The following is a 25,060-nucleotide window of genomic DNA, read 5'->3' as shown; positions in this document are numbered from 1 at the left end:
CCATGGACAGCGGAGGGTCGGACGCGAAGCCCCCGCGACCCAGGTGATCGCGGGGGCAGGGGTCGTCAGGGGTGGAGGCGGTGCCAGGGGCCGGTGACGGCGAAGGTCACTCCGGGCGTCTGGCGGTTGGCGTACAGGGTGCGGCCGTCCGGGGAGAAGGTGACCCCGGTGAACTCGCTGTCGTTGAAGGCGTTGCGGCCGAACGCGAAGGACTCGCCCTTGCGGGTGGTCCCGATGAGGTACTGCTCGCCGTCGCCGTCCTCGGCGAGGATCACGCCGCCGCCGTACGGGGAGACGGTGATGTTGTCGGGGCCGTCGAACTTGCCGCCCGGCTTGAAGACGAGCTCCAGCTCGATCGTGTTGGCCCGGGGGTCGTACTTCCAGACCTGGCCCGCGTGGTCGGCGGCGGCGCCGTCGGACGTGCGCGAGTAGCTCGCCACGAAGTAGGCCTTGCCGTGCCCCCACCAGGCGCCTTCGAGCTTCTGGCTGCGGGTGATCGTCTCGAACTGCTTGCGGGTGGACGTGGCGGCCGCCGAGGGGTCGGGCACCTTCACCCAGCGGCAGTGGAACGTGGCGCCGGGCTCCTGGACCACGGAAAGGTCGGGCAGGTCCCGTACGTTCAGCGCCTCCAGCCGGCCGCCCTCCAGGTAGGAGTGGTACTCGCCGCGGTGGGCGCGCGGCCGGAAGCGGTAGAAGAGGCCGAACGGCTTGCTGGCGTCCTCGGTCAGGTAGGCCGTGTGCGTGTGCGGGTCGATGGCGACGGCCTCGTGCGCGAAGCGGCCCATGCCGGTGATCGGGACGGGCTTGGTACGCCTGCCGCGCGGGTCGACCTCGAAGACCCAGCCGTGCGACTTGGTCTGCCCGGTGAAGCCCTCGGTCTCCTCGCAGGTCAGCCACGTCCCCCACGGGGTGCGGCCGCCGGCGCAGTTGGTGGCGGTGCCGGCGAGGCTGATCTGCTGATCGACGAGGTTGCCGTGCCGATCCACCTCCAGGGTGGTGGTGCCGCCGAACGCCGCCGGGTCGTACACCAGCTCGACGGGCGCGACGGGCTTGACGCCGCTGCCGGTCTGCTCGTGGTTGCGGACGAGGCGGATCGTGTCGTGGCGCCGGCCGGAGAAGGTGGCCGTGCCATCGTGCTTGCCCGGCACCCGCACACCGTCGGTGATCAGGTCGCCCTCGGCGGAGAGCGTCGTGTACGAGAAGCCCTTCGGCAGGTCGAGGATCCCCTCGGGGTCCGGGATCAGCGGGCCGTAGCCGTAGGCGTCGGCGCCGGCGGACGTCTGGAAGACCGATTCGAGGCTGCCGGCCAGGGCGATGGACAGCGCGCCTGCCGCGCCGCCCTTCATGACCCCGCGACGGGACACGGACATGGGGACTCCTTCACGTTGAGGGGATCACGCCGGAGCCTGACCGCGTCCCCTGAACGCGAGGTGAACGGCTGGGGGTCTGATGACAAACCCCCAGCGCACAGCTCAGATCTCGGCCTCCGCGTAGTCTTCGGCGGTCGGCTCGATGCGCGGTTGGGAGCGTTCCAGGAGGTCGAACGCCTCGTTCACGTCGGCCGTCCAGCCGATGGCGTCGAAGATCTTCGCGCGGGCGAAGCCTTGATCCATCAGACCCGTCATGAGCTCGCGGAGCGGGTCGTACACGCCGTACGGATCGAGGATCACGACCGCCTTCTCGTGCATGGCGAGCACGCGGGCGGTCCAGACCTCGAACAGCTCCTCCAGGGTGCCGATCCCGCCGGGGAGGATGAGGAACGCGTCGCTGCGCCGGTCCATCTCGCCCTTGCGGGAACGCATGTCCGGCGTGACGATCAGCTCGTCGTTCTCCTCGTCGGAGATCTCGACGCTGACGAGCCCCTCGGGGATGACGCCGACGGTGCGGGCGCCGCCCGCGCGGGCGGCCCTGGCCACCGCGCCCATGCACGAGACCTGGGCGCCGCCGCTGACGAGGGTGTGGCCGCGGTCGGCCAGTTCGGCGCCCACCCGGGTGGCCAGCTCCAGATACTTGGGGTCGATCTTGCTGCTGGACGCGCAGAACACGCAGACGGCGAGTCCCATCAGGTGCCGTTCCGCCCTTCGGCGGCCGCCTGCTGGACGGCCTGTTCCTCCTCGCGCCGGCGCGCCTCCTGCTCGTGCGCCTCGACGATCACCCGGACGACCTCGTCGGGGTCGTCGGTCAGGTGGAAGAGGTCGATGTCGGCGGGCGAGATCTTGCCCGAGGACAGCAGCGAGGTCTTGACCCACTCGACCAGGCCGCCCCAGAACTCGGTGCCGACCAGCACGATCGGGAACCGGGTGACCTTCTTGGTCTGGACGAGCGTGATCGCCTCGAACAGCTCGTCGAGGGTGCCGAAGCCGCCGGGGAGGACGACGAAGGCCTGCGAGTACTTCACGAACATCGTCTTGCGGACGAAGAAGTAGCGGAACTCCAGCGAGATGTCGCAGTAGGGGTTGATGCCCTGCTCGAAGGGCAGCTCGATGCCCAGCCCGACCGACAGCCCGCCGTTCTCGTCGGCGCCCTTGTTGCCGGCCTCCATGATCCCCGGCCCGCCGCCGGTGATCACCGCGTACCCCTCGTCCACCAGCCGCGCGCCGACCTGTTCGGCGAGCTTGTACTCCTCGGAGTCGGGCTTGGTCCGGGCGCTGCCGAAGATGCTGACCGCCTTGGGCAGCTCGGCCAGCAGCCCGAAGCCCTCCACGAACTCCGACTGGATCCGCAGCACCCGCCAGGGGTCGGAGTGGACCCAGTCCGCGGCCTCGCGGTCGTCGAGCAGCCGCTGGTCGGTGGTGGTCTGCGGAACGGCCCTTCCCCGCAACATCGCGGGCCCCTGCCGTCGGCTCCGGGGACTCAACTCGGATGTCATGACCTCACCGTAGCCAAGCCCCCGAGTGATCTCCCCCGAATCCCCTGATCGACCACCCCGTGGGACGGGGGGCCGGGCTTGGGGATGTGGAGGACTTGGGCCGGGGTGTGACATCCGGGGAGGGGGTGGCGCTGATGATTGCGTGAGCATCGAACCTTCTGTCGGGAGCGACGGCGTGACGCGTCGGCTCGACGAATCCGCGCTGGACGGCACGGCGTCCGTCACCACGGTCACGATCGCACCGGCTCCCCCGGCGAGCGCGGCGCCCGTCTTCGTGGACGGCAGCGGGCGGCGGGCCCGGACCGTCCGGGGCATCGGTGCCCTCGCGGGTCTCGCCTTGATCGCGTACCTCGCCGTGGTGGGCGTGAACCTGGCCACGGGCGCGGAGGTGCCGTTCACCCCTTGGCCCGCCGGGAAGACGGCGACCCGCTCGGACAAGGGCGAGCAGGGCGAGCCACGGACTCGTAGCGTGTCGCCCCGGCCGGTTGGGCCGGGGACGGTGAACAACGGCTCGCGGAACGAGGTGCCTGGCGGCGGCGCCCCGTCCCAGGGCGGTCTGCCGTCGAATGGGGTGCCTGGCCAGCCATCGGCGGCGCCCCGGCCCTCCACGACGTCCAGCCCGTTGCCACCGACCGCCGGGCCGACGCCCACGCCGTCGGCCGCCACGCCGATCCCCACTCCCACCTCGACTCGGCCTGGCAATTCGCATGCGTCGCCACCGGCTCACGGCAAGAAGAAGAAAGAACAGAGCGGCTGACCGTGGCGAACGCGAACGCGAACCGCGAACCCAAGGGCCACTGGATCCTGCTCCTGCTGGGCGGGATCGCGCTCGCCGTCGCCCTGCTCGTGAACGGCTTCGCCAGTGGCCAGATGGGCGAGGGCACGGGCGGCGCCGGGAAGACCGTCGGCGAGCCGCCGTCCGAGGCCACCCGCGCCGGTTCGGTGCTCAACCTGACGGACGGCAGGCTCCGCAGCGCCCATCCCCTCCCTGGCAGGATCGCCCTGACGTTCGACGACGGCCCGGATCCGGAGTGGACGCCGAAGCTGCTGGACGTGCTCCGCAAGCACAACGCCCACGCCACGTTCTTCTCCATCGGCGCGAACATCGCCAAGCATCCCGATCTGGCCCGGCGCATGATCCGTGAGGGCCACGAGATCGGCTCCCACACGTACACGCACGTCGACATGGGCTCCGCGCCCGCCTGGCGTACCGACCTGGAACTGGATCTCACCCAGCGCGCCCTGGCCGGGGCCACCGGCCGCGGCACCAACATCCTCCGGCAGCCGTACTCGTCGACGCCGTCCGGGCTCACCGCGGCGCAGTGGCAGGCCGCCCAGGCCTCCGCCAGGCAGGGCTATCTGACCGTCCTCACCGACCGGGACACCGAGGACTGGGCCCGTCCCGGCCTCGACAAGATCGTTGAACGCGCCGCCGGAGCCGGTGCCAAGGCGGGCGCCGGGGCGATCGTGATGTTGCACGACTCGGGCGGCGACCGCACCGAGACTGTCAGGGGCGTCGAGGCGATCCTCACGCGGCTGGCGGGCAGGGGATATCGCTTCACGACCGTCTCCGAGGCGATCGGGTTGCCGCCGGGGAACACGCCGGCCGCCACCGACGAGAAGGTGATCGGCAAGGCCCTGGTCTGGGGGCAGCTCGGTTCGTCCTGGATCATCGGCGGGCTGGCGCTGCTGTTCAGCGTGGCGGCCGTGCTGACCGCGCTGCGGCTGGCCATCCTGTTGATCTTCGCCAGGGTGCACGTCGGGCGGGTGCGGCGGCTGCGCAAACGCCGGGCGCACCGGCGAAACCCCGTGTACGCGGTGCCCGTGTCGGTGGTCGTGCCCGCCTACAACGAGGAGGTGGGCATCGAGGCGACGATCCGTTCCCTCGTCGACAGCGACTATCCGGCGCCGATCGAGGTGATCGTCGTCGATGACGGCTCCACCGACCGGACGGCGGAGATCGCCGGCTCGCTCACGCGGCTCCCCGGCGTGCGCCTGATCCGCAAGTCCAACGGCGGCAAGCCGAGCGCGCTCAACGCCGGCATCGCGGCCGCCCGGACCGACATCGTCGTGCTCGTGGACGGCGACACCGTCTTCCAGCGCGACACGATCGGAAACCTCGTCGCCCCCATGGCCGATCCCCAGATCGGCGCGGTGAGCGGCAACACCAAGGTCGCCAACCGGGGCGGGATCATCGGCCGCTGGCAGCACATCGAGTACGTGATCGGGTTCAACCTCGACCGGCGGATGTTCGACGTCCTGCAGTGCATGCCCACCATCCCGGGCGCGATCGGCGCGTTCCGCCGCCAGGCGCTGGCCTCGGTCGGCGGCGTCTCCGACGACACCCTCGCCGAGGACACCGATCTCACGATGGCGATCTGCCGCTCCGGCCGGCGGGTCGTGTACGAGGAGTCCGCCCTGGCCTGGACGGAGGCTCCCGCCTCCATCCGCCAGCTCTGGCGCCAGCGCTACCGCTGGTGCTATGGAACGTTGCAGGCGATGTGGAAACACCGCGGCTCTCTCCTCCAGGGCGGCCGGTCGGGGCGTTTCGGCCGCCGCTGCCTGCCGTACCTGACCCTCTTCCAGGTGGCACTACCGCTCTTCGCACCTGCGGTGGACGTCTTCACGCTGTACGGCCTGTACTTCCTGGATCCGGCGAAGCTCGCGCTGTCCTGGCTCTTCTTCACACTGCTGCAGGCGCTGGCGGGGGCGTACGCGCTACGCCTGGACGGTGAGCCGGTCCGCACGCTGTGGGTGCTCCCCCTTCAGCAGATCGTCTACCGCCAGTTGATGTACCTGGTCGTCATCCAGTCGCTGGTCACCGCGATCGCAGGTGTACGGCTCCGCTGGCACACCATCCGCCGGGCGGGAACGTTCGCCACCCCTACCACCCAGGAGACAGCCCCGCAGGTCCGCTGACCGGTGGGCGCCCCGGCCGCATAGGGCGGGAGGCAGCCGGTTCGCCCCCGGTCAGCGGACCGTTCCTCACCAAGTCAGGCGGTCAGCCAGTACCGCCGCCGCCGTAAAGCCGGCAGGCGGTCACATGTCAGGCGGTCAGCCAGGCGTGCATGCGGCGCTCGCAGTCGGCGATCAAGGGGATTTCGACGAACTCGTCCTTGGTGTGGGCCAAGGTCGGCTCGCCGGGCCCATAGTTCACCGCGGGCACGCCGAGTTCGGAGAAGCGCGCCACGTCCGTCCACCCCAGCTTGGCGCGGACCTCCGCCCCTGTGGCGGCCACGAACGCGGCGGCTGCCGGGTGCGTCAGTCCGGGGCGCGCCGCCGAGGAGCCGTCGGTGACCTTGACTTCGAAGCCCTCGAACAGCTCCCGCAGGTATGCCTCTGCCTCGTCCAGCGTCTTGTCGGGCGCGAACCGGTAGTTGACGGTGACCACGCACTCGTCGGGAATGACGTTCCCCGCGACCCCGCCCCCGACGAAGACGGCGTTGAGCCCCTCGTGGTACTCCAGCCCGTCCACGACAGGACGCGTCGGCTCGTACGCGCGCAGCACGTCAAGGATTTCGGCGGCCTTGTGGATGGCGTTGGAGCCCATCCAGGCCCGCGCGCTGTGCGCCCGTTCGCCCCGCGCGGTGACCTCGACGCGGATGGTGCCCTGGCAGCCGCCCTCGATCAGCGCCGTGGTCGGCTCCATGAGCACGGCGAAGTCTCCGGCGAGCAGCTCGGGACGGGTCTCGGCCAGGCGCCTGAGCCCGTTGCGCTCCGCCTCGATCTCCTCGCACTCGTAGAAGAGGTAGGTGACGTCGCGGGTCGGCTCGGCGACGGTCGCGGCCAGCTTCAAGGCGACCGCGACCCCGCTCTTCATGTCGGTCGTCCCGCACCCGTAGAGCCGGTCGCCCTCCACCCGCGAGGGCAGGTTTCCGTTGAGCGGCACGGTGTCGAGGTGCCCGGCGAGGACGACCCGTTCGGCGCGTCCCAGGTCGGTGCGGGCGATCACGTTCTCGCCGACCCGTTCGACGGTGAGGTGCGGCAAGGCCCGGAGCGCCTCTTCGACCGCGTCGGCGAGCTCCTTCTCGTTGCCGCTCACCGACTCGATGTCGACGATCGCCGCCGTCAGGTCCGCCACGTCCGAAGAGAGGTCAAGCCGCATGACCGGCAAGCCTACCGGCGGGACGCGACGGGCACCCGAGGCCGCAGGCCCGGGGCGCCCCGCGTTTGCGTGCGGTCAGGTGTTGATGCCGTGGTCGCGAAGGATGTCGTTGAGCTCGGCCTTGTCGTGGCGCTGGCCCTCTTCCAGGCGCTTGAGGATCAGCACGGCCGGCATGCCGAACGTGCCGCCCTTGAACTCCTTGAGCCGGGTGCCGCCGACCGCCACGCACCAGTCGGGGATGCGGCCGCGGCTGATCTCCTCGCCGGTCTCGACGTCGATCACCGGCATCGAGGCCGACAGGTTGGTGCCGGAGCCGACCACCGCGCCCGTGCCGACCCGGGCGCCCTCGACGATCATCGACCGGCTGCCGATCATGGCCTCGTCCTCGATGATCACCGGCACGGCATTCGGGGGCTCCAGGACGCCGCCGATGCCGACGCCGCCCGACAGGTGCACGTTCTTGCCGATCTGCGCGCAGGAGCCGACCGTGGCCCAGGTGTCGACCATCGTGCCGCCGTCGACGTACGCGCCGATGTTGGTGAACGAGGGCATCAGCACCACGCCGGGCGCCAGGTAGGAGCCCCAGCGGGCGATCGCGCCGGGGACGACGCGCACGCCGTCCAGGCGGCTCTTGAGCGGGATGCGGTCGTGGTACGCGAAGTCGCCCACCTGGGAACGCACCATGCCGAGCACCTTGAAGCTCATCAGGATCGCGCGCTTGGCGCGCTCGTCGACGACCACCTGGTCGGACGCCCGGTCGATGAGGGCCACGCGGGCCTCGCCGGCGTCGATCTGGTCGACGGCCGCGACGATCGCGGCGCGCGCCTCGGCGTCGTCCGGGGTGAGCTCGGCGCGCCGCTCCCACAGCTCGTCGATGACGGCGGAGATCGGGCTGATGAACGATTCGGTCATGGCCCATGAGCTTACTGGGGTCCAACTCCCGGTACCTTCGTCGCGTGGCTGTATGGGATCAACGACGGGCGCGGGTGACCGGGATCACGCTCGCCGTCCTGCTCGTGCTCGGCGTCGCCGGGTACGCGCTGTTCGCGCGCGTCCGCCCCTACCTGCACGGGTCCAACTGCGAGGTGCGGACCTCGGCCGGCAAGATGCCGCTGGACCTGGAGCAAGGGGCCAACGCGGCGACGATCTCCGCGGTCGCCTACCGCAAGAAACTGCCCGAACGGGCCGCGGTGATCGCCTACGCGACCGCGATCCAGGAGTCACACATACGTAACCTTCCCGGCGGTGATCGTGACTCCGTCGGCATGTTCCAGCAACGCCCGTCGCAGGGCTGGGGCACCCCGGAGAAGCTGCGCGACCCGGTGACGTCCACGAGCAAGTTCTTCGACGCGCTGGTCAAGGTGAAGGACTACCTCGACCGCGATCTGCACGACGCCGCACAGAAGGTGCAGCGCAGCGCCGACGGCACCGCCTACGCCCAGCATGAGCCGGAGGGCAAGCTGCTGGCGCAGGCGTTCACCGGCCGTACGGCGGCGTCGGTGCGGTGCTGGTTCTCGCCGGACAAGAAGACCGCGCCACGCCGCGCCGAGGCGATCCGGGAGCTGCGCCGCGCGTTCGGCAGCCGCCTCCAGGTAGAGAACCCCACGACGACCGTGAGCGCCACGGAGCCCACGCCTCCGAGCGGCTCCGACGCGGTGCGGGTGAGCGGCTCGCGGACGGGCTGGGCGGTCGCCTCGTGGGCGGTGACGCACGCGCAGGTCTACGGCCTGACCGAGGTCAGGCACGGCGGCAAGGGCTGGACGGCCGACGACGGCCACGACGGCTGGACGGACGACAGCGGCGCCCCGAACGACCGCGTCATCATCAAATAACCCGCACCGCACCACCCGCCGCCCCGCGCCGCAGCAGGGCGCTGCACGGCCGCACCACATCGCGCCGCGCCATCGCACCGCATCGCGCCGCGCCATCGCCGCACAGCACCGCGCTGCAGCGCGGTGCTGTGCGGGTGGATTTAGCCGCCTACGTTCAGGAGGCCTGCGGCGACCACGCCTCGGCCGAACGGGCGGGCCAGCTCGGCCAGGCGTTCACAGTCGTCCTCGCCGAGGGCTGTGTACGCGGGCAGGGCGAGGGTGTCGGTGCGGTCCTCGATGTGCTGGCGGAGGGCCTTTCCTTCGGCGCTCAGCGTCTCGCCGTCGAGCAGGCCGCGCTCACGGAGTCGTTCCTCGGTGGCGTCCCACTCCTCCTCCGGCCACGCCCGGCTGATCTTGAGGAATGCGGTGGGAACGTCGCCGCTGGCAGCGTGCAGAACGAGCGCTTCCAGCCCGCCGACACCTTCGCTGAGCAGGGTCGCGATGTGGCCGTCGCCGCGGAACTCGCGCAGCAGCGTCTGGGCGTGCCACAGCTGGTCGATCGGCTCGTCCGGCCAGGGAAGGGTGGCGTGGGCAGCGAACAGCGGGCGGCCCTGGGGGTACTCAATGGCGGCCTCAGCGGCGCGCCTGGCCAGCCCAAGGGTCTCCTCCAGTCCGGCTATCTCGTGGATCCCAGCGCGGCGCAGCGCCTCGCCCGCGGCCAGTCGCCGGGCCTCAAGGATCTGCTCTGGCGTCACCACGTCCCATGCGGCGGGCAGCGCCTTGCGTACGAGGGCAGGGTTGAAGTTGTAGAACGTGGCGATGACCAGCTCGGCGGAGGCACGTCCGAAGGCCGCGCCGCGTGAGGCGAAGTAGCCCGCCATGCCGTGGAGGCCCAGCTCGGCGTAGCGCCGGCCGCCCTCCGGCACGAAGTAGATCATGCCGTGCACCGGCTCCAGCCGCCGCCATGCCTGCCGAGCTGCTGCCCGCATTGTGCCGCTCCTCCCGAGATACCGACCGGTCGGTACTAGAACCTAATTCTAGTCGTGCCTCGGCGTCAACGTCCCCGCCTTGGTGCCGGCGTCCCGCCTTGACCTTGACGCGACGTCAAGGTGTCTCATGAACGCATGAAGATCGGCGAGCTCGCCGCCCTGGTCGGGGTGTCCACCCGAACCGTCCGGCACTACCACCACCTGGGCCTCCTGCCCGAGCCCGAACGGTTGTCCAACGGCTACCGCGAATACCGCCTGCGGGACGCGGTCGTCCTCGCCCGCGTGCGACGCCTGGCCGAGCTCGGCCTGGCGCTCGACGAGATTCGCGACGTCCTGGCCGACGACCAGGGCAAGGAGTTGCGCGAGGTTCTCCAGGAGCTCGACGCGGACCTGGCCCGCCAGCAGGAGACCATCCGCCGGCGGCGCGAACGGCTCGGTTTGCTCCTGGCCGAGGCCGATCTGCATCCCGACTCGGCGGTGTCGCCCGCGATGGCGTCGGTGCTACGCGACCTTCCTGCTGGTGGCTCCAAGTTCGCCGACCTCGACAGGGAAATGCTGGCGCTCGTCGACACGACCGCCAGCCCCGGCGAACGGGAGGCTTTCGCAGAGCTACTGCGGCCGCTCACCACACCCGAGGCGCAAGCTCGCGGCGAGGCCATCTACGCGCGCATGGACGAGCTGGCGGAGGCCGCCCCGGACGACCCGCGCGTAGCGGAGCTCGCCACCGAGCTCGCAAGCTATCTCCCCGAGGAGATGAAGGCGACGATGCTCGCGAGCGTGGCCGCCGACCCGGACGGCTTCAACGGGAACGGGCGATGGCTCGCGGAGATGCCCCTCACGCTTTCTCCAGCGCAAGCCGAGGTTTTCCAGGTGCTCATGACCATGCTCAAGGAGAAGCAGTGACGCGCAGGGAGAAGCAGTGACGCGGGGAGAAGCAGTGATGCTCACGGGGACAGTGATGCCGAGGGAGAGACAGTGATGCTCAGAGCCGCCCGTGCCGTGCTGTACGCCGTCGTTCCCGCCGAAGCGGTGCTCGCGGTGCTGTTCGTATCGGGCGTTCCGCTCCCCCACCCCGTGATCGTCGCGGCAGAGGCGATCGTCACCGCCGTGCTCGTTCTGGAGGGCGTGGTCGCCGCCCGGCTGTACCGCGCGGCGCGCCGGACCGGCGCCGGCCGCCTCGCCGCCCTCCGCGCGATCGTGGCCGGACTGGTGCCCGCGAAGGTGCGGCGGTTCATGGGGTTCGACACGAAGGGGGCGGTCAGCCTCGTCCTGTGGCTCGGCCGGCGGCGCCACGGGGTCCCGCCCGGCGCCACCGCCGTCTCGTACTCCGGCGCCCAGACGGCCACGATGATGTTGTTCCTGTTCGCGATGGTCGTCGAGCTGGTCGGCGCCGAGATCGTGCTCCGGGCGTTCGGCGCGCCGGCGGTGGTGCGCAACGTCGTGCTGGTCATCGACGCGTACTCGATCCTGGCCGTGCTCGCCGTCGTCGCCGCCTGCATCACCAGGCCGCACGTCATCACGGCCGACGAGGTGCGCGTCCGCTACGGCGCGTTCTTCGACCTGCGCGTCCCCCGCCGGCAGATCGCCGCGGTACGGCGCGTCCGGAACTACAACGAGGAGCGCTTGATCACCGTCAAGGACGACCGGCTCGGCATCGCGGTGGCCGCCCAGACCAACCTCGTCCTGGAACTGACCGAGCCGATCACCGCCGTCCGCCCGCTCGGCCGCCACGCCGAGGTGCGGACGATCCGCATCTACGCCGACACCCCGGCCATCGCCCTGGCCGCCCTCACCCCTCTGCCTGGCCCCGCCTCCCGGCCCGAGCCCGCCTCCCGGGCCTGACGCTTCTCCTGGCCTGGGTGCGATTCCTCAGGCTGAGCCTGCGATCGGAGTCTGACGGACGTTTCTCAGGTTCCGATGGGGGCGGCGGCGAAGACGGCGTCGAAACGCTTGCACCAGATCACGACACTCTTGTACTGGCTGAGGTCCACTCCGGCTGCGACGGCGTAGTTGGAACTGCCCTTGTTTCCCTTGAGCGTGCCAAGGCTGCGGTAGTCCGGGCTGAGGTTCTGCTGGGTCTCGTGTCCGCCTTTGGAAAGCACGACCTTGAGGTCTGGGCCGTTGGAGGTGTCGAGGTTCTCCAACCTCAGGGCGTACGACCCGTCGGGATGCTTGTAGACCTTGACCTTGCCGGTTGTCTTCCCATGCGAAACCGACTGCCAGGTGGAGGTGCTGAAGACCTCCCGTGTCTGCGCCGCCGCCCCCTGAGGCGCACCGGACGCGGATGTACCGGACGCAGGCGTACCGGGCCCGGACGCAGCCGCACCGGACGCTCCGGGTGCGCCTGGCGCTGCTGCGGCGGTTGGTGGCGCGGCTTCGCTGGCGGTCTGGTCGACCCACAACTTCCATGGCTGGAACGCGGCGAGGGCGAGCACGGTCACCAGTCCCAGAGCCAGGACGCCGGCGCCGGAGATCAGCTTGTGCCCGAGGATGAGGCTCTTCACGTTCTTCATGCCGGGTACAACGCCGCCGGACGCCCACCGAGACCCGATTTCGTCTTACGTACTGCTTACGAGAGTTTGTTAGGGAGCCTTCTTTACGAAACCCGCGATGCCGTTTATCGTCTCGATCAGACCGGCGCGGTGGACGGGGGCGACCGCGCAGAGCCTGCCCCTGGAGGTGTCCATGCTGGTCAGAGGCGCGCGACCGACGTTCATGCGGTACGTCTCCATTCTCGTCACCACCCTGGCCCTGCTACTGGCGGTCGGCGCGGCCGAGACCGGCGCGGCCGAAAACAGCGACTCCCGTGCGGCCACCGCCGGCTCGACGAAGCTGACGTCCGGCTGGGCACTCCGTTCGGCCACCGGTCTGGCCGACACCGGCGACGTCATCTCCCGGGTCGGCTACGGCACCTCTGGCTGGCACCCGGTCACGCTGCCCACCACAGTGTTGGCGGGGCTCGTCCAGAACCGCGTCTACCAGAACATCTACTTCGGCCAGAACCTCAAGAACGTGCCTGACCTCACCACTCAGAAGTGGTGGTTCCGTGGCGAGTTCAAGGCCACCGCTGCCTCTCCCGGCCAGGCGTACTGGCTCCGCTTCAAGGGAATCAGCTACCGCGCGCAGATCTGGCTGAACGGAACGCTTCTCGACGCGAACGCCGTCGGCACGCTGGCTCAGCACGAGTACAACGTCGGCAATCTGATCCGCCCTGGCGAGGCCAACGCGCTCGCGATCCTCGTGACACCGCCAGCGCACGCCTGCAAGGACCTGTCGATCTGTACGGTCGACTGGAACCCCGAAGCTCCCGACATGAACGCGGGCCTGTGGGGCGACACGATCCTGGAGACCACCGGACCGGTCGCCCTGCGTGACCCGTACGTGAAGACCGTCCTGCCGCTCCCCGCCACCGACTCGGCCGACCTGACCGTCTACGCCGATGCCGTGAACGCCACCCAGGCTCCTGTGACGGCCAAGGTGAACGGCACCATCAGCAAGGCGGGCCATCCGTCACTCACGTTCAGCCGTACCGTCACGCTCGGCCCTGGCGAACGCCGCGAAATCGCGTTCAAGCCCATCCACGTGGCCAAGCCAGCACTTTGGTGGCCGCATCAGTACGGCAAGCCCGAGCTCTACCACCTGAAGCTGCGCGCCGATGTCGACAAGAAGACTTCAGACGTCAAGGAAATCGACTTCGGTGTCCGGCAGTTCACCGACTACCGCAAGTCCGTCAACGACACCTCATGGGCGGCCTACAAAGTCAACGGCAAGAACGTGCTCTTCCGTGGCGGCGGCTACGTATGGGACCTGCTCCAACGCTGGGACACCAAGACCAACGCGACCCACGTCCAGTACGTCAAGGACATGGGCCTGAACACGATTCGCCTAGAGGGCACCCTCGGCAACGAGGAGCTCTATGACCTGGCCGACCGGAACGGCATCATGCTCATGCCCGGCTTTGTCTGCTGCAGCGCATGGCAGTCCGACGACGAGTGGACTGCCGAGCAGACCGAAGTGGCGATGGCCTCCCTCGACAGCCAGATGCGTGCCCTGCGCCACCACGCCAGCCCGTTCATGTGGAACTACGGCAGCGACGAGCCTCCGGAGCCCGCACACCTCGCCGCGTACAAGAACATCGCCGCGAAGCTGCACTGGCAGAACCCGACCGTGGACAACGTCGCGACCTGGTCGAACCCGGACGCGGGCATGAAGATGGACGGCCCGTACGTCTGGGAGCCACCGGTCCTGTGGTGGGACACCACCCGCGCCGGTAGCGCGTTCGGGACGACCGGCGAAGAGGGCACGCAGGCACCTCCACCGCTGGAAAGCGTGCAGAAGTTCCTCGCGCCGTCCGACCAATGGCCTCTGTCCGACGCTTGGAACTTCCATGCCGGACGCCCGTCGACCGTCTTCGACACCACCGCGCCGTACGACAAGGCCATCGACAATCGCTATGGCAAAGCGACCGGCGCCGCCGACTACGCCCGCAAGTCCGAGCTCCAGAATTACGAGAACACCAGGGCGTTCTTCGAGGCCTGGAGCTCCCACAAGTACTCCAAGTCGTTCGGCACGATCTTCTGGATGCTCAACAACTCATGGCCGTCCGTCCAGTGGAACTTGTACGACTACTTCTTCAAGCCCGGCGGCGGCTACTTCGGCACCAAGAAGGCCAGCGAACCCGTTCACATCGCCTACGACTACAACACCGGCAAGGTGTACATCGTCAATTCGACCCTGAAGTCACGCACCGACCTCAAGGCGACCGCGACGTTCTACACCGTTCCCGACCTGAAGCAAGAGCACGGCACCACGAGATCCGTCAGCGCGCCCGCGAACGCCTCGTCCGAGATCATGAAGCTTCCGGCGGTCAGTGGCCTGTCCTCGACCTACTTCGTTCGCCTCCAACTGAAGGACTCCTCCGGCGCGGTCGTCAGTAACAACCTCTACTGGAACTCCACCAGGCCTGACGAACTGGGCACCAAATCCGACTGGTACTACACCGAGGTCAAGACGTACGCGGACTTCAGCGGCCTCAACAGCCTGCCCTCCAACCCGAACCTCACCGCCTCCGCCACCCGCGCCGGCACGAATGGACATGAGACGGCCACCGTCAAGCTGACCAACACCAGCCCGAAGAACATCACGTTCTTCGTCCGCCCTGAAGTAACCGCAGGCGCGGACGGCACAGAGGTTCTGCCGATCACCTACTCGGACAATTACGTCACACTCTGGCCTGGCGAATCGACCACCATCAATGCCGCCTACGCCACCCGCGATCTCGGCGGCAAACAGCCCCACCTCAGGATTCGCGGCTACAACGTCCCCTCAACCTCAATCCCCATTCCTTAACCCGCCCTCCGTAGCCCTCAGTCTGCCTTGAGGAGACGATTGCGAAAATGGTCGAGGACCTGATCCAGTGCGGCGCGGGTGGGCTCGCCCGGCTCGTCGATAAGGTGCTCGGTCACCACGGAGTGACGCGGCAGAGTCGCGTCCGGATTGGCAGAAGCGTCGGGGAGCTCGACGGCGACAAAGGCGTCGCCGAGCTCACGGCGCAGGAACTCGAACCGGCTGCGCGGCACCAGCGAGTCGCCCTCGAAACGGAGCCCCAGAACGGTCAGCCCATTGGCGCACCGGCCCTTGACCTTCGCCAGGTCGCCGGACGAGATGTCAATGGAGTTACGCTGCCGCCGGGTGAAGGGAAGCGGCAGCGAGGGCTGCGACAGCACCGGCGCGAGAAGACGATCGTCGGTGGCCATGGCGAGCGCGAAGCCGCCGGTGAAACACATGCCGATCGCGCCCACCCCGGGGCCGCCGCACCGTTCGTGCTCGCTCGCCGCGAGCGCGCGGAGCCAGTCGACCACCGGCGAGCTCCGGCCGGTGGCCATGACCGTGAACTCCTTGCTGATGCAGGCGGGCACCAGCGTGGCGCCCGTATAGGACAGCGCCGCCCGCCAGCCGTGCGCGTCGGGGCGGGCGTCGCGGCCCGGACGGCCGAACAGGTGCGGCATGACGGCCGTGCAGCCGATCCCCGCGACCATCCGGGCGAACTCGGTCACCTTCGGCGTGATGCCGGGCATCTCCGCCATCACGATCACCGCCGGGCCCGTGCCCCGCCGAAAGATCGTGCGGGTCTTGCCCTCGTGCGTGAACGTGGCGGTCTCGAAATCGCTCAGGTCGTCGTCGGGCATGGCCGCCTCCAAGGTCAGGTTGCTTGAATTCCACCACGTAAGCCGCTCCTGACGGACCGGGGCGGCGGCCTGAACTATGGTGATCGGATGTCGGACTCATCGCCGCGTCGGCTGCCCAGGGGGCGGTACGCGCTGTCCCGCGAAGAGGTCGAACGCATCCAGCGCACGCGGCTGTGCACCGCGATGGCTGAGGCGATGACCGAGAAGGGATACGTGGGCACCTCCGTCGAGGACGTGCTCAAACGGGCCGTGGTGTCCCGGCAGAGCTTCTACCAGGTGTTCGACTCCAAGCTCGACTGTTTCATGACCGCGTTCACCGGCGCCGGCGACCTGCTGATGCGGCGGGTACTGGAGTCGGTCGGCGTGGACGAGACGTCCGGGGAGCCGCGGCTGGAAGGCGGCCCGCTGGAGAGGTTCGAGCGGGCGATCACCGCCTACCTGGACGTGCTGGCGACCGAGCTGCCGTTCGCGCGGCTGTTCCTGGTCGAGGTGTACGCGGCCGGCCCCGAGGCCATCCGCCGTCGCAGCGACGTGCAGGTCACCCTCACCGCCGCGCTCGCCGACCTGCTCGAGGTCAAGGACGACGCCGGCCGCTTCACCTGCCAGGTGATCATCTCGTCGGTCAGCGCCATGGTCACCCCCCTGGTGGCCGCAGGCGACGTGAACGGCCTGCGCGCCGTCGGCCCCCCAATGATCGCCCACGTCCGCAGACTCTGGGAGTCCGGCACCTTCGGCACCCCCCAACCCACCCCAAGCACGTAACCCCCGGCACTCAGCCAAGGCTGTCTGCTTGTGCGTCACATGACCATGGCTACTCACCCGCCGATAGGACGTTCCGCAAGCATCGGCAGGCAGGCAACACCTCTCGTGGAACGCCCGCAAGCGTTGATCGGGGCGTGCTAGGAGGAGCGCATGAGCGAGGACAGATCCCCTTGGTAGGCGATCAGCCGACTGACCGAGCCCTTCAGACTGCCGCCGCCGCACCACCCTCGGGACCTCGACCGGCGGCTCACCCCCGAGGCCGTCCACGACCAGCGGTTCAGCACCACCCGGCTTTACCCGGGCTACGCGATGGAGGAGGTCGACGCGTTCCTCGATCACGTCAAGCAGGAGCTGGCGCGCCTGATCCAGGAACGCGACGAGGCCCGTTCCGTAGCCGCCGAGCGCCCAGCGCCCCAGCCTGCCGAGCGTCCAGCGCCCTAGCTCGCCGAGTACCCCAGCGCCTCAGCCCGCTCCGAGTATCCAGCGCCCAGCCCGCCGATCCCGCCTGATTCGCCTGGCCCAACACCGTCCCCGTGCTGCCGCAGCACTCCCAAGGCTGTCTCTGCTCCCGTCCTAGCCGATGCTGGCTTGTACCAGGACCGGTTCCTGGCCAGTTGGCTTGCCCCAGGCCGATTGGGCCGGGTCGGGCCCGTTGGGGCTTGCGCCGGGCCGGTTGGGCCGGGCCGGTTGGCATGGGCCGGGCCGGTTGGCATGGGCCAGGCCGCTTGGGCTGCACCAGGGACGGTTGGCTTGGGCCAGAGCCGGTCGGCTTGCGCCGGGCCGGTTGGCCGGGGCGTGTCGGTTGGCTTGGGCTAGCGCAGTCGCCAGACCGGGCGCCGGACACCTAGCTGTACTGGGTCCGGCGCCACAGGAGGCGGAACGTCCAGGACGGGCGGGCCGGGGGTGGGCGCAGGCCGCTGCGGGACGGGAGCGGCGAACTCCGTGGCCCGGACGGATCGCGGCGCCGACTCGACCTTGACCTCCACGCGCGCGGGCTCGGGCTCGTGACGCGGAATCAGCAGCACCGACCAGAACGCCAGGATCAGGCCGATCGCCGACAGGAGGAACGTGCCCGGCGTCTGCGGCCAGGGCTGGCCGTACACCAGGATGCCGGTGAGCCAGAGCGACGCCTTCGAGCCGACGGCCAGCACGATGATCACCACAGACAGCCGGCAGCGTTGCAGCCCGATCTGGGCCAGGCCGGCGCCCAGCAATCCCGCCACGGTCACTATGTACGGGTGCGGCGACGCCAGGACCGGGCCGTACTGCCAGGGGTGTTCCGTCACGATCCGGGCGATGCTCGCGCCGGAGCTTTCCGCGAGCCCGACGACCACCCCGGCGCCCAGGCCGAACGCCACGCCGGTCACCCGCTTGGCGTGCCGTCCGTCCACCGGCCTGTCCCGGACGGTGAACAGCCAGAGCGGGATCAGCAACGACGGCACCACGATCAGCGAGAGCTTCCAGAGCGGCGCCGAGGCGTCCCAGCGTCCGGCTTCCGTCGCGCTGTCGTCCGTCAACAGCCCTCCGGCGGCGGCGAACGCCAGCAGGGCCATGAGCAGGACCGCGAGCGCCCTCCGCTCCCCGCCCGTCACCCGTTCACCGAAATTGCTCACCGAAACGAGCAGCAGAACGGCCATCACCGGCCCGTACATTGGCACAACCACGCTCACCGGGAGCCGCGTCATGACCAGGCTCTGCGAGACCAGGCCGATGATGAGCGTCGTCAGCCCCCACAGCCAGACCGGGTCGAGCGCGAGGTGCCGCGTCGTGTGGAGGGGGCGGGCACCGGTCAGGCGCGGCATCCGGCTCGCGGTCGTCTTGAAGATGGCGAAACCGGCCACGTAGGCGACCGGCGCCGCGCTGGCCAGAACAACCGCCCCCATGGCTGCTCCTCGGATCGAGCCAGGTGTGCTGTTGACACAAGGTCTCATAACGGATCGGATAGCGAAACAGACCAACCGTTAAGAAATTCGTCGGCATTTGTCGGAAACTGAGCATGTTCACGCGTTCAGGAGCGAGTAGACGAGCGCGGCGGCGATGGCCAGCCCGTAGCCGGTCGTGGCGAGCCGCACGGCGCTGAGACGCCGCGACTCGTTCCACCCGACGAACGCCAGGAACCACGCGAGCGCGGGCAGGACCAGGACGCCGTGCAGGCTCACCCCGTGCGCGAGCTTGAGGAATCCGGTGACGACGTAGGCCGTCTCCTGGCTGCCGGTGTTGGCCTCGATCACGCCACGAGCGATCATGGCGGCTCCGGTGGCCAGGCCGATCATGAGCGTCACGAATCCGGCGCGCAGCGCCAGCCGCATGTCCGCGGGCACTCTCGTGTTGGGCCGGAACGCGGTCACGGCCATGATGCCCAGAACAACGATGAGCACGCCGCCGCCCGCCGCGAGCACCGTCGAGACCGCCGAGTCGAACGCCGTCTCCCGGTTGATGTGCGAGGGCACGCCCCGCCATGCCTGCAGGGTGATGCCGCCGACCTCCACGAAGCAGTCGGCCGCGAAGACGCCCAGCAACACGGTCCGGAGCCGTTCGCCGAGCGGCAGGTACGAGGCGACCCAGGTGATCGAGATCAGCGTCAGGCCGAACGACAACCCGAACGTGGCCGGCTTACGCCAAGAGACCGGCCCTTCCCACGGCCCGCCGTCCACAACGAACACCGCCAGGTGAAAGATGCCCGCCGCAATGAGCACGGCGCCGAGGACGTACCAGAGCCGCTCTACCCGACGCTCACTGCCCACAGCCGCTGTCGCCACCATCTCGAACCCCAATCCGCTTGCGAACGGATACATCGTGGGACGAGGAAGACAAGCGACGCGTCGTCCAGCGGGAGGCTTCGCGCCTACTCCGAACCGCGTACGCCTGAGGGGTCAGGACTTGGTGGCGCCGATGGCGGCGGTGATGGCAGGCCAACTCCTGACCAGTTCACGCTTCCAGTACGACCACTTGTGCGTTCCCGGGCCGTACAGGTTGGCCGTGATGGGGATGCCCGCGTTCTTGGCGGCGTTCACGAAATTAGCGGCCATCTGCCCAGAGAGCTGCTCACCGACCCGGCCGGCATGCAGGGGCGACATCTTCGGGTCGTCGTACGGGCCGACTCGCCCATCGCCGGACGACACGTAGACGCCGATGCCCTTGAGCTTGGACACCATCACGGTCGCGTCATGCGCCTTCCAGTTGGCACGGTCACGCACCGGGTCGCCCCAGATGTCGTCGCCGGCCGACTGGTTCATGTGCAGCAGAACAGTCGGCATGCCTGGCGCGGTGATGTTGAGCGCGCCGCTGTAGGACGCCGCGTACTTGAACATGCCCTGATGACGTTCGGCGTAGGTGATGGCGCCTTGCCCACCAGAAGACAGGCCGATTGCAGCCCGAGACGACCCGGCGTGGAAGTTACGCTCCATCAACGGGATGACCTCGTTGATGTGGAAGTTCTCCCACTGCGGGATTCCGCCCTTGCCGTCGTTCCACCAGTTGGTGTACGAGCCGTTCCAGCCTCCCTCGGGCATGACGACCATCACGTCGTAGCCCGCGGCAACCTGCCGGATGTTGGAGTCCTTGGTCCAGGACGTGTAGAGGTTGTTGCCGCCGTGGTAGGCGTACACGACCGGCCAGGTCCGGGTGGCCTTGCTGCTCCACGACTTGGGGAACAGGACGCGGGTCTTCCTCTCGACGCCGAGCGCCGGGGAGGCGATGGTGACGTCGTACAGGGACGCGCCGACCTTCGTCAGCTTCGTGATCTTCGCGCCGTCGTCGGCCGCCTTGAAGCCGGGCAGGCCCTTGGCCTTCGGCATCCGCGGCTTCCCCCCGCGCCGGTCGCCGCGCAGGTCCGGGTCGCCCGGCGCCGGCCTCTCCTTGCCCGTGCTGAACGGGTTGCTCACCGGCGGCTTGGGGCTCCGCGGCGTGTTCGGCGGAGGCGAGGCCATCGACTCGGGCCCTGGGACGAAGTTGCCGGGGATCGACGGGGGCGTCGGCGTACCAGCCGCAGCCTGAGGCCGCTCCTCAGAACCGCCCGCACCGGTCTGCGCGATCGCGATCATGCTTCCGGACAGCGTGACGGCGATCGCGACGGCCGAAGTGATCGCGATCTTCTTGTCGATCGAGCGCCTCTTGATGCTCGCGACCGGCCTCGTGGTGCGCTTCTCCACGGCTCCCCAGCCCCCCGTGCTCCACGCGACATGCGTTCAGAACGAAACTTCGAAGACAGGTTAGTGTTCCACTCGCCACAAACGCAGGCAACGACAACAAACACGACATCAGATCACGATTGTCGCTCGATTCCCAACCACCTAGAAACCACCCGACTCCCACCCCCAAACCGACCATCCCCCAGCAGGCCGACGTCAGCGTAGATCCCGCCACGCACGCCCCGGCGCATCCTCCACGCACGCGCCGACCAAAAGCGCCCAGGACGGGCGCCTTTACCTCTGACGTAATCGATCTTCAACGAGCCGACCTGGCAGGGTCGGCCGCATGGAACGGGCGATGGAGGTGGCGGCCGGCGGCCGCGTCGTATGGGGAGCGCTTGCCCTGGCAGCGCCAGGCCTCAATGTGAAACTGGCAGGCATGGGCGACCGGGACGCACCTGAGCTGCGTTACCTGATCCGCGTCTTCGGAAGCAGGGCCGTCGCCCTGGGCCTGGGCTACCTGGCAAGCGATCCGGCAGCACGCCGCCGCTGGCGGAAACTCTGCCTGATGGTGGACGCCTGCGACACCGCAGCCGGGATCGCGCACCTCATCCGGGGAGACGTCCCCCGCGCATCAATCGCCAGCCTGGCAGCGATAACCGGAACCTACACAGCCCTAGACATCCTGGCCCTACGGGCAGAACGCCACGACTCTCTCGCCTGACCTGCCTCCACCACAAACGGCCGGCTCACCTGGAAGCTCCGGTCCGGACACACGGAGAAGCCCACGCCGCTGCCCCTGCGAGTCAGCCCCGGGCCCAGGTGCCCAGACTGCGACCGATGATCTCGGTGGCGCCGCAGAAGTCCTCGCCCCATCTATGCGGTGCGGCCTGGCGTCGTGGAGTCCGCCATCAATTCGGCGATCTCGGCGACCTGACCCAGCAGGATGTCAGAGGGCTGAGCGAGATCGAGCGTGTACTGCACGATCCGGATGCCGCTGGAACCGACTACCTCATGGGTGTGCCGCTCAGCGGCTCCGGCCGCGTAGACGAGATGTCCAGCGGGCAGTCCAAGGGCGGTGCAGTAGGCGAGCATCTGATAGAGGTCCTGACCGTGTGCGCCGGGCCGTCTCTCGATCTTGTATTTGGCGTCCGCCACGGCCGCGGCCTTGTCGATGCCGAGAGCGGTAGCCCGGTAGTACAGGAAGTCGGGCCGCAGCGGGACCAGGCTCCCGTGGTCGAGATGGTGGGCGGTGTCCTGTTCGACAACGCGCCCTCCGTACGGCCGGAGCGCCTCGGCCAGCGCGGCACCGACGAACGATTCGAAGACCCGCCACATGTCCACCAACAGCCCGTCCACCCGGATCGTCTCGCCGTCGAACTCCAGCGAGTCGCCGCGCAGCACCAGCTCGGCCAGTCCGAGCGCGGCGTGGTAGCGAGCGTTGAGCCGGGTGGGCCGCCATTCAGGCAGCGGACGGCCCGGCAACAGCGGGCTCACCCCCGCCAGCCTTATCGGCAGGTGCCGGAGCAGAGTACGCGTCCCCAGCGGGATCCCGGGTAGCCGCAGCAGCCGATACGTCGCGGCCAGCAGCAACCGGTTCTCGGTGATGTCCACGTCGTACTCGTCGTAGCGGACCTCTACTGGTAGCGGCATCCCGTACCGGCTCCGAAGCTGCTCGCCGACGAGCACCCGGCCTCGCACGTACGGCAGCGCTTCCTCGACCTCCCGGTAACCTTGAAGTACGCCCCGGCTGAGTGCCCGTTCGGCGGCGCGGGCAAAGGCGTGCGCGATTGCGGCGAGCAGATCGGTGTGCTGCCCGGCGTCCACCTCCGCCTGCTGCCAGCGCAGACTGCCCTGCGCATAGCCGAGCAGGAAGAACAGCCGGTGCACGGGCGTCTTGGGCTTGATGCGCAGTTGCAGGCCGGCGATCCGGGCCGCTCCGACGATGCCTCGGTCACGCAGGACGAAACGGCCGGGCACCGGGCTCAGGCCGAGTTGGACGACCTTGCTGTCGGCCAGTTCGGTGGCCTGTTCGGCGGTGAGCGCCACCTCCTGGGCGACGCCCTCAATGAGCTCGATCACGCCAGCGCCAGCCGGAGCGCCGCCGGCCCGTACCTGCCCTCCACATCGGTGCCGTCGCCGTAGTGGTGCTCTTGCAGCAGCGGGATGATCTGCGTCCGCCACACCCGTTCGAGCCCCTTCGGATCGGCGTAGATCCGCTCCCGCATCAGATACGAAGGGCCGACCTTGAAGTCCCGATCCTCGATCCGCCGATTCAGCTCGGCCAGCAGCAGGGCCGCCTCGCCGGGCAGTTCCTTCTTCTTCAGCCACTTCTCCAAGAACAGCGAGGTCGGCTCTTCGGCCGGGTGCAGCTCCAGGAAGGCGAACCGGCGCCGCATGGCCGCGTCGACCAGGGCGATCGAACGGTCCGCGGTGTTCATGGTGCCGATGATGAACAGATTGCGAGGCAGCGTGAACGCCTGATCGGCAAGCTCGCTCTCCGACGCGTAAACCAGGTCGACGGCCTTGTCGCGATATTCGAGCAGGAAGTACAGCTCACCGAAGATCTTGGCCAGATTGCCGCGGTTGATCTCATCGATGATCAGAACGTACGGCCGATTCTTGTGCTCCTTGGCGGCGGTCACCATCCGCCGCAGCGGACCGTCCTTCAAACTGAAGCCGACGCCCATGCCCTCCTTGCTCTCCACCGGCCGGAAGCCCTGGAAGAAGTCCTCGTAGGTGTAGGCAGGGTGGAACTGGACCAGCTTCACGTTCTCCTTGCGTCCACCCGCCAGATGCTGAGCCAGCTCCTGAGCGAGGTAGGTCTTGCCGGTGCCGGGAGGCCCGTAGAAGATCAGCTGCGGCCGATCCCGCAGCAGCTCCACGCACTCCTCCAGCCACGGCAGGTCGACAAGGACCTTTTCGGCCAGTTCCTCCGTCGGAGCGGGCAGCACCGCCTCGGCCGTCTCCGCCTTGCCGCCGGCCTCCAACTCCTCCAGCTCATGCAGGAACTCGGTCAGATCAAGGACGTCGTGCTGGGTACTGATCTTCGCTGCCAGCTCATCAGGAAGGTCGGCGACGACGTCGTACGGCGGGTTCCTCTCATGCCAGCTGACCCTGCGCTGCAGATTGGCCCGGCTGTCCTGGCTGGCAACGAACCCGGCGTCGCTCGCCACCTCACCGAGATGGGCGTCGCCATCGTCGATGGTGAGCACGAGGTCACCGATGCGCAGCTGGGACAGGAAGGCGTAGAACTCGGTCGTACGACGCGTCCGTTCCCCGTAGGTGGCGGCGTCGTAATCCTCTTCCACCGCCTTACGGACCACCTCACGACTGACGCCCGGCGCCAACTCCCGCAGCCGTGAGGCAGGCAGCGAGCAGTAGCCGCCGTCGAGCCAGTCTTGGACGAGATCGTCATCCCGCGCGCTGGTTCCCCGCACCAACCAGGCCCGGCGTGGGCGCTCCTCCGGCAGGCTGTCCTCTCCGGCGTCCTCGAACGCGAGCTGTCGGAGATCGGGTGCCGGCATCTTCCGCTCGTGAGGGGCCATGTCCATGACCATGGTGACTCCGTCATCGTCGAGCAGGCGATACCACTCATCACGCGTCGCCCCGTCGGCATCCACCGCGTCAGGCAGACCGCCGTCAGGATCGAGGACGCGGTACCAGCCCTCGGGTCGCTCCCCTTGCAGCCAGTGGACGAGGTTCTGCTCGCTCAAACCGGTCTGGTCGGCGAGGTCCTCGATCGAGATCCAGGTCCCTTCGGGCACCGACTCGACCAGCCGCTTCGCCAGGCCGAATCCCTCACGGTTCTGCTTCCAGTACTTGTAGCTCGTCCCGGCCTCGCGGTAGAAGCCTTCCGGATCCGGGTGGCGCTTCAATGCCGTGCGCCCCACCGGCGTCACGAACCATCGCCCGTCCTGTTTGGTGAGCCAACCGGCCTTCACCAACTCGACGCTGCGCCATTGGAAGTATTTGTACGGCGTCGTGCCGCCATCGACGGCCGCCGCCGTCTCCGCCTCGATGCCGGGCAGTGCGTCCGTCACCATGGGCCACAGTTCCCGAGCCCGGACACCCTCGGGCCGGTCGAGGAGAATCCGCAGCCCGGCCCGCTGGGCCTTGCTGATCGCCTCCACCCACGTGACCATTCCGCGGCTCCTGCCATCCCGGAGGGCAATGGATCAAGAGCCGAGCGTATCCGACCGGACG

The 25,060-nt window shown here is 68.9% G+C and carries 22 protein-coding genes; 9 read left to right on the top strand and 13 right to left on the bottom strand.

From position 1 onward, the window contains the following. Positions 1-65: 65 nt before the first annotated feature. The 3 genes from ACGFNU_RS42555 to ACGFNU_RS42545 form a co-directional block, all read right to left on the bottom strand. Positions 66-1,370 (bottom strand): alkaline phosphatase PhoX, encoded by a 1,305-nt coding sequence (locus tag ACGFNU_RS42555; protein WP_392602324.1) that lies wholly within the window; start codon positions 1,368-1,370, stop codon positions 66-68. Positions 1,371-1,472: 102 nt separating this feature from the next. Then, on the bottom strand, positions 1,473-2,063 hold the full coding sequence (locus ACGFNU_RS42550) for a TIGR00730 family Rossman fold protein (RefSeq protein ID WP_392602323.1): 591 nt from the start codon (positions 2,061-2,063) through the stop codon (positions 1,473-1,475). After that, entirely contained in the window at positions 2,063-2,869 is an 807-nt protein-coding gene (locus ACGFNU_RS42545; protein ID WP_392602322.1) for a TIGR00730 family Rossman fold protein, read from the bottom strand. Before ACGFNU_RS42545 ends, ACGFNU_RS42550 begins: the two co-directional genes overlap by 1 nt. A gap of 175 nt (positions 2,870-3,044) precedes the next feature. Between ACGFNU_RS42545 and ACGFNU_RS42540 the strand changes: the two genes are divergently transcribed. After that, positions 3,045-3,626 (top strand): hypothetical protein, encoded by a 582-nt coding sequence (locus ACGFNU_RS42540; RefSeq protein WP_392602321.1) that lies wholly within the window; start codon positions 3,045-3,047, stop codon positions 3,624-3,626. A 2-nt stretch (positions 3,627-3,628) separates the two neighbouring features. After that, positions 3,629-5,788 carry a bifunctional polysaccharide deacetylase/glycosyltransferase family 2 protein gene (locus ACGFNU_RS42535; RefSeq protein WP_392602320.1) on the top strand — a complete coding sequence of 720 codons (2,160 nt, stop codon included), beginning with the start codon at positions 3,629-3,631 and terminating at the stop codon, positions 5,786-5,788. A 127-nt stretch (positions 5,789-5,915) separates the two neighbouring features. On the opposite strand, the gene dapE is transcribed toward ACGFNU_RS42535, so the two are convergent. Both dapE and ACGFNU_RS42525 read right to left on the bottom strand, forming a co-directional pair. Then, a complete protein-coding gene (gene dapE / locus ACGFNU_RS42530) occupies positions 5,916-6,974 on the bottom strand; it encodes a succinyl-diaminopimelate desuccinylase (RefSeq protein WP_392602319.1) in 1,059 nt (352 codons plus the stop codon). Positions 6,975-7,049: 75 nt separating this feature from the next. Further along, positions 7,050-7,886, bottom strand: coding sequence for a 2,3,4,5-tetrahydropyridine-2,6-dicarboxylate N-succinyltransferase (locus ACGFNU_RS42525; RefSeq protein WP_392602318.1), 837 nt, complete (start codon positions 7,884-7,886; stop codon positions 7,050-7,052). 44 nt (positions 7,887-7,930) lie between these two features. Between ACGFNU_RS42525 and ACGFNU_RS42520 the strand changes: the two genes are divergently transcribed. Further along, positions 7,931-8,806 (top strand): hypothetical protein, encoded by an 876-nt coding sequence (locus ACGFNU_RS42520; RefSeq protein WP_392602317.1) that lies wholly within the window; start codon positions 7,931-7,933, stop codon positions 8,804-8,806. 140 nt (positions 8,807-8,946) lie between these two features. Here ACGFNU_RS42520 and ACGFNU_RS42515 read toward each other — a convergent pair whose 3' ends face one another. Further along, the gene (locus ACGFNU_RS42515; protein WP_392602316.1) at positions 8,947-9,774 is read right to left on the bottom strand and encodes a hypothetical protein; all 828 of its coding nucleotides are present in this window, start codon (positions 9,772-9,774) and stop codon (positions 8,947-8,949) included. A gap of 135 nt (positions 9,775-9,909) precedes the next feature. Between ACGFNU_RS42515 and ACGFNU_RS42510 the strand changes: the two genes are divergently transcribed. Then, positions 9,910-10,677, top strand: a complete 768-nt coding sequence (locus tag ACGFNU_RS42510; RefSeq protein WP_392602315.1) for a MerR family transcriptional regulator — start codon at positions 9,910-9,912, stop codon at positions 10,675-10,677. Positions 10,678-10,752: 75 nt separating this feature from the next. Continuing rightward, positions 10,753-11,616 (top strand): hypothetical protein, encoded by an 864-nt coding sequence (locus ACGFNU_RS42505; protein ID WP_392602314.1) that lies wholly within the window; start codon positions 10,753-10,755, stop codon positions 11,614-11,616. Between the two features lie 65 nt (positions 11,617-11,681). On the opposite strand, the gene ACGFNU_RS42500 is transcribed toward ACGFNU_RS42505, so the two are convergent. Then, positions 11,682-12,287 carry a DM13 domain-containing protein gene (locus ACGFNU_RS42500; RefSeq protein ID WP_392602313.1) on the bottom strand — a complete coding sequence of 202 codons (606 nt, stop codon included), beginning with the start codon at positions 12,285-12,287 and terminating at the stop codon, positions 11,682-11,684. A 97-nt stretch (positions 12,288-12,384) separates the two neighbouring features. On the opposite strand from ACGFNU_RS42500, the gene ACGFNU_RS42495 reads away from it, so the two are divergent. Beyond that, positions 12,385-15,123: a glycoside hydrolase family 2 protein gene (locus tag ACGFNU_RS42495; RefSeq protein WP_392602312.1), complete on the top strand. Its 2,739-nt coding sequence runs from the start codon at positions 12,385-12,387 to the stop codon at positions 15,121-15,123. Positions 15,124-15,140: 17 nt separating this feature from the next. On the opposite strand, the gene ACGFNU_RS42490 is transcribed toward ACGFNU_RS42495, so the two are convergent. Beyond that, entirely contained in the window at positions 15,141-15,962 is an 822-nt protein-coding gene (locus ACGFNU_RS42490) for a dienelactone hydrolase family protein (RefSeq protein ID WP_392602311.1), read from the bottom strand. Positions 15,963-16,049: 87 nt separating this feature from the next. On the opposite strand from ACGFNU_RS42490, the gene ACGFNU_RS42485 reads away from it, so the two are divergent. Both ACGFNU_RS42485 and ACGFNU_RS42480 read left to right on the top strand, forming a co-directional pair. After that, the gene (locus ACGFNU_RS42485; RefSeq protein ID WP_392602310.1) at positions 16,050-16,724 is read left to right on the top strand and encodes a TetR/AcrR family transcriptional regulator; all 675 of its coding nucleotides are present in this window, start codon (positions 16,050-16,052) and stop codon (positions 16,722-16,724) included. Between the two features lie 180 nt (positions 16,725-16,904). After that, positions 16,905-17,165 carry a DivIVA domain-containing protein gene (locus ACGFNU_RS42480; RefSeq protein WP_392602452.1) on the top strand — a complete coding sequence of 87 codons (261 nt, stop codon included), beginning with the start codon at positions 16,905-16,907 and terminating at the stop codon, positions 17,163-17,165. Between the two features lie 371 nt (positions 17,166-17,536). Here the strand turns inward: ACGFNU_RS42480 and ACGFNU_RS42475 are convergent, their stop codons facing one another. The 3 genes from ACGFNU_RS42475 to ACGFNU_RS42465 form a co-directional block, all read right to left on the bottom strand. Further along, positions 17,537-18,607, bottom strand: coding sequence for a hypothetical protein (locus tag ACGFNU_RS42475; RefSeq protein ID WP_392602309.1), 1,071 nt, complete (start codon positions 18,605-18,607; stop codon positions 17,537-17,539). A 117-nt stretch (positions 18,608-18,724) separates the two neighbouring features. Next, the gene (locus ACGFNU_RS42470; protein ID WP_392602308.1) at positions 18,725-19,468 is read right to left on the bottom strand and encodes a hypothetical protein; all 744 of its coding nucleotides are present in this window, start codon (positions 19,466-19,468) and stop codon (positions 18,725-18,727) included. A 129-nt stretch (positions 19,469-19,597) separates the two neighbouring features. Beyond that, complete coding sequence (locus tag ACGFNU_RS42465) at positions 19,598-20,875, bottom strand: alpha/beta hydrolase-fold protein (protein ID WP_392602307.1); 1,278 nt, start codon at positions 20,873-20,875, stop codon at positions 19,598-19,600. A 325-nt stretch (positions 20,876-21,200) separates the two neighbouring features. On the opposite strand from ACGFNU_RS42465, the gene ACGFNU_RS42460 reads away from it, so the two are divergent. After that, positions 21,201-21,578 (top strand): hypothetical protein, encoded by a 378-nt coding sequence (locus ACGFNU_RS42460; protein WP_392602306.1) that lies wholly within the window; start codon positions 21,201-21,203, stop codon positions 21,576-21,578. Positions 21,579-21,730: 152 nt separating this feature from the next. Here the strand turns inward: ACGFNU_RS42460 and ACGFNU_RS42455 are convergent, their stop codons facing one another. Together ACGFNU_RS42455 and ACGFNU_RS42450 are read right to left on the bottom strand one after the other, a co-directional pair. Continuing rightward, entirely contained in the window at positions 21,731-22,936 is a 1,206-nt protein-coding gene (locus tag ACGFNU_RS42455) for an McrC family protein (protein WP_392602305.1), read from the bottom strand. Continuing rightward, entirely contained in the window at positions 22,933-24,999 is a 2,067-nt protein-coding gene (locus tag ACGFNU_RS42450) for an McrB family protein (RefSeq protein ID WP_392602304.1), read from the bottom strand. The genes ACGFNU_RS42455 and ACGFNU_RS42450 overlap by 4 nt, the downstream gene beginning before the upstream one ends. Positions 25,000-25,060 lie beyond the last annotated feature (61 nt).

Origin of the sequence: Spirillospora sp. NPDC048911 (assembly GCF_043198015.1) — a bacterium.
Classification (GTDB): Bacteria; Actinomycetota; Actinomycetes; order Streptosporangiales; family Streptosporangiaceae; genus Spirillospora.
The sequence above is the reverse complement of the archived record's forward strand: the minus strand, read 5'-3'. Positions and strand labels throughout refer to the sequence as shown.

Excerpts from the sequence above, each read along its gene's own strand:
- ACGFNU_RS42555 (WP_392602324.1), bottom strand. The coding sequence starts at position 1,370 with ATGTCCGTGTCCCGTCGCGGGGTCATGAAGGGCGGCGCGGCAGGCGCG.
- ACGFNU_RS42550 (WP_392602323.1), bottom strand. The coding sequence starts at position 2,063 with ATGGGACTCGCCGTCTGCGTGTTCTGCGCGTCCAGCAGCAAGATCGAC.
- ACGFNU_RS42545 (WP_392602322.1), bottom strand. The coding sequence starts at position 2,869 with ATGACATCCGAGTTGAGTCCCCGGAGCCGACGGCAGGGGCCCGCGATG.
- dapE (WP_392602319.1), bottom strand. The coding sequence starts at position 6,974 with ATGCGGCTTGACCTCTCTTCGGACGTGGCGGACCTGACGGCGGCGATC.
- ACGFNU_RS42525 (WP_392602318.1), bottom strand. The coding sequence starts at position 7,886 with ATGACCGAATCGTTCATCAGCCCGATCTCCGCCGTCATCGACGAGCTG.
- ACGFNU_RS42515 (WP_392602316.1), bottom strand. The coding sequence starts at position 9,774 with ATGCGGGCAGCAGCTCGGCAGGCATGGCGGCGGCTGGAGCCGGTGCAC.
- ACGFNU_RS42510 (WP_392602315.1), top strand. The coding sequence starts at position 9,910 with ATGAAGATCGGCGAGCTCGCCGCCCTGGTCGGGGTGTCCACCCGAACC.
- ACGFNU_RS42505 (WP_392602314.1), top strand. The coding sequence starts at position 10,753 with ATGCTCAGAGCCGCCCGTGCCGTGCTGTACGCCGTCGTTCCCGCCGAA.
- ACGFNU_RS42500 (WP_392602313.1), bottom strand. The coding sequence starts at position 12,287 with ATGAAGAACGTGAAGAGCCTCATCCTCGGGCACAAGCTGATCTCCGGC.
- ACGFNU_RS42495 (WP_392602312.1), top strand. The coding sequence starts at position 12,385 with ATGCCGTTTATCGTCTCGATCAGACCGGCGCGGTGGACGGGGGCGACC.
- ACGFNU_RS42490 (WP_392602311.1), bottom strand. The coding sequence starts at position 15,962 with ATGCCCGACGACGACCTGAGCGATTTCGAGACCGCCACGTTCACGCAC.
- ACGFNU_RS42485 (WP_392602310.1), top strand. The coding sequence starts at position 16,050 with ATGTCGGACTCATCGCCGCGTCGGCTGCCCAGGGGGCGGTACGCGCTG.
- ACGFNU_RS42475 (WP_392602309.1), bottom strand. The coding sequence starts at position 18,607 with ATGGGGGCGGTTGTTCTGGCCAGCGCGGCGCCGGTCGCCTACGTGGCC.
- ACGFNU_RS42460 (WP_392602306.1), top strand. The coding sequence starts at position 21,201 with ATGGAACGGGCGATGGAGGTGGCGGCCGGCGGCCGCGTCGTATGGGGA.
- ACGFNU_RS42450 (WP_392602304.1), bottom strand. The coding sequence starts at position 24,999 with ATGGTCACGTGGGTGGAGGCGATCAGCAAGGCCCAGCGGGCCGGGCTG.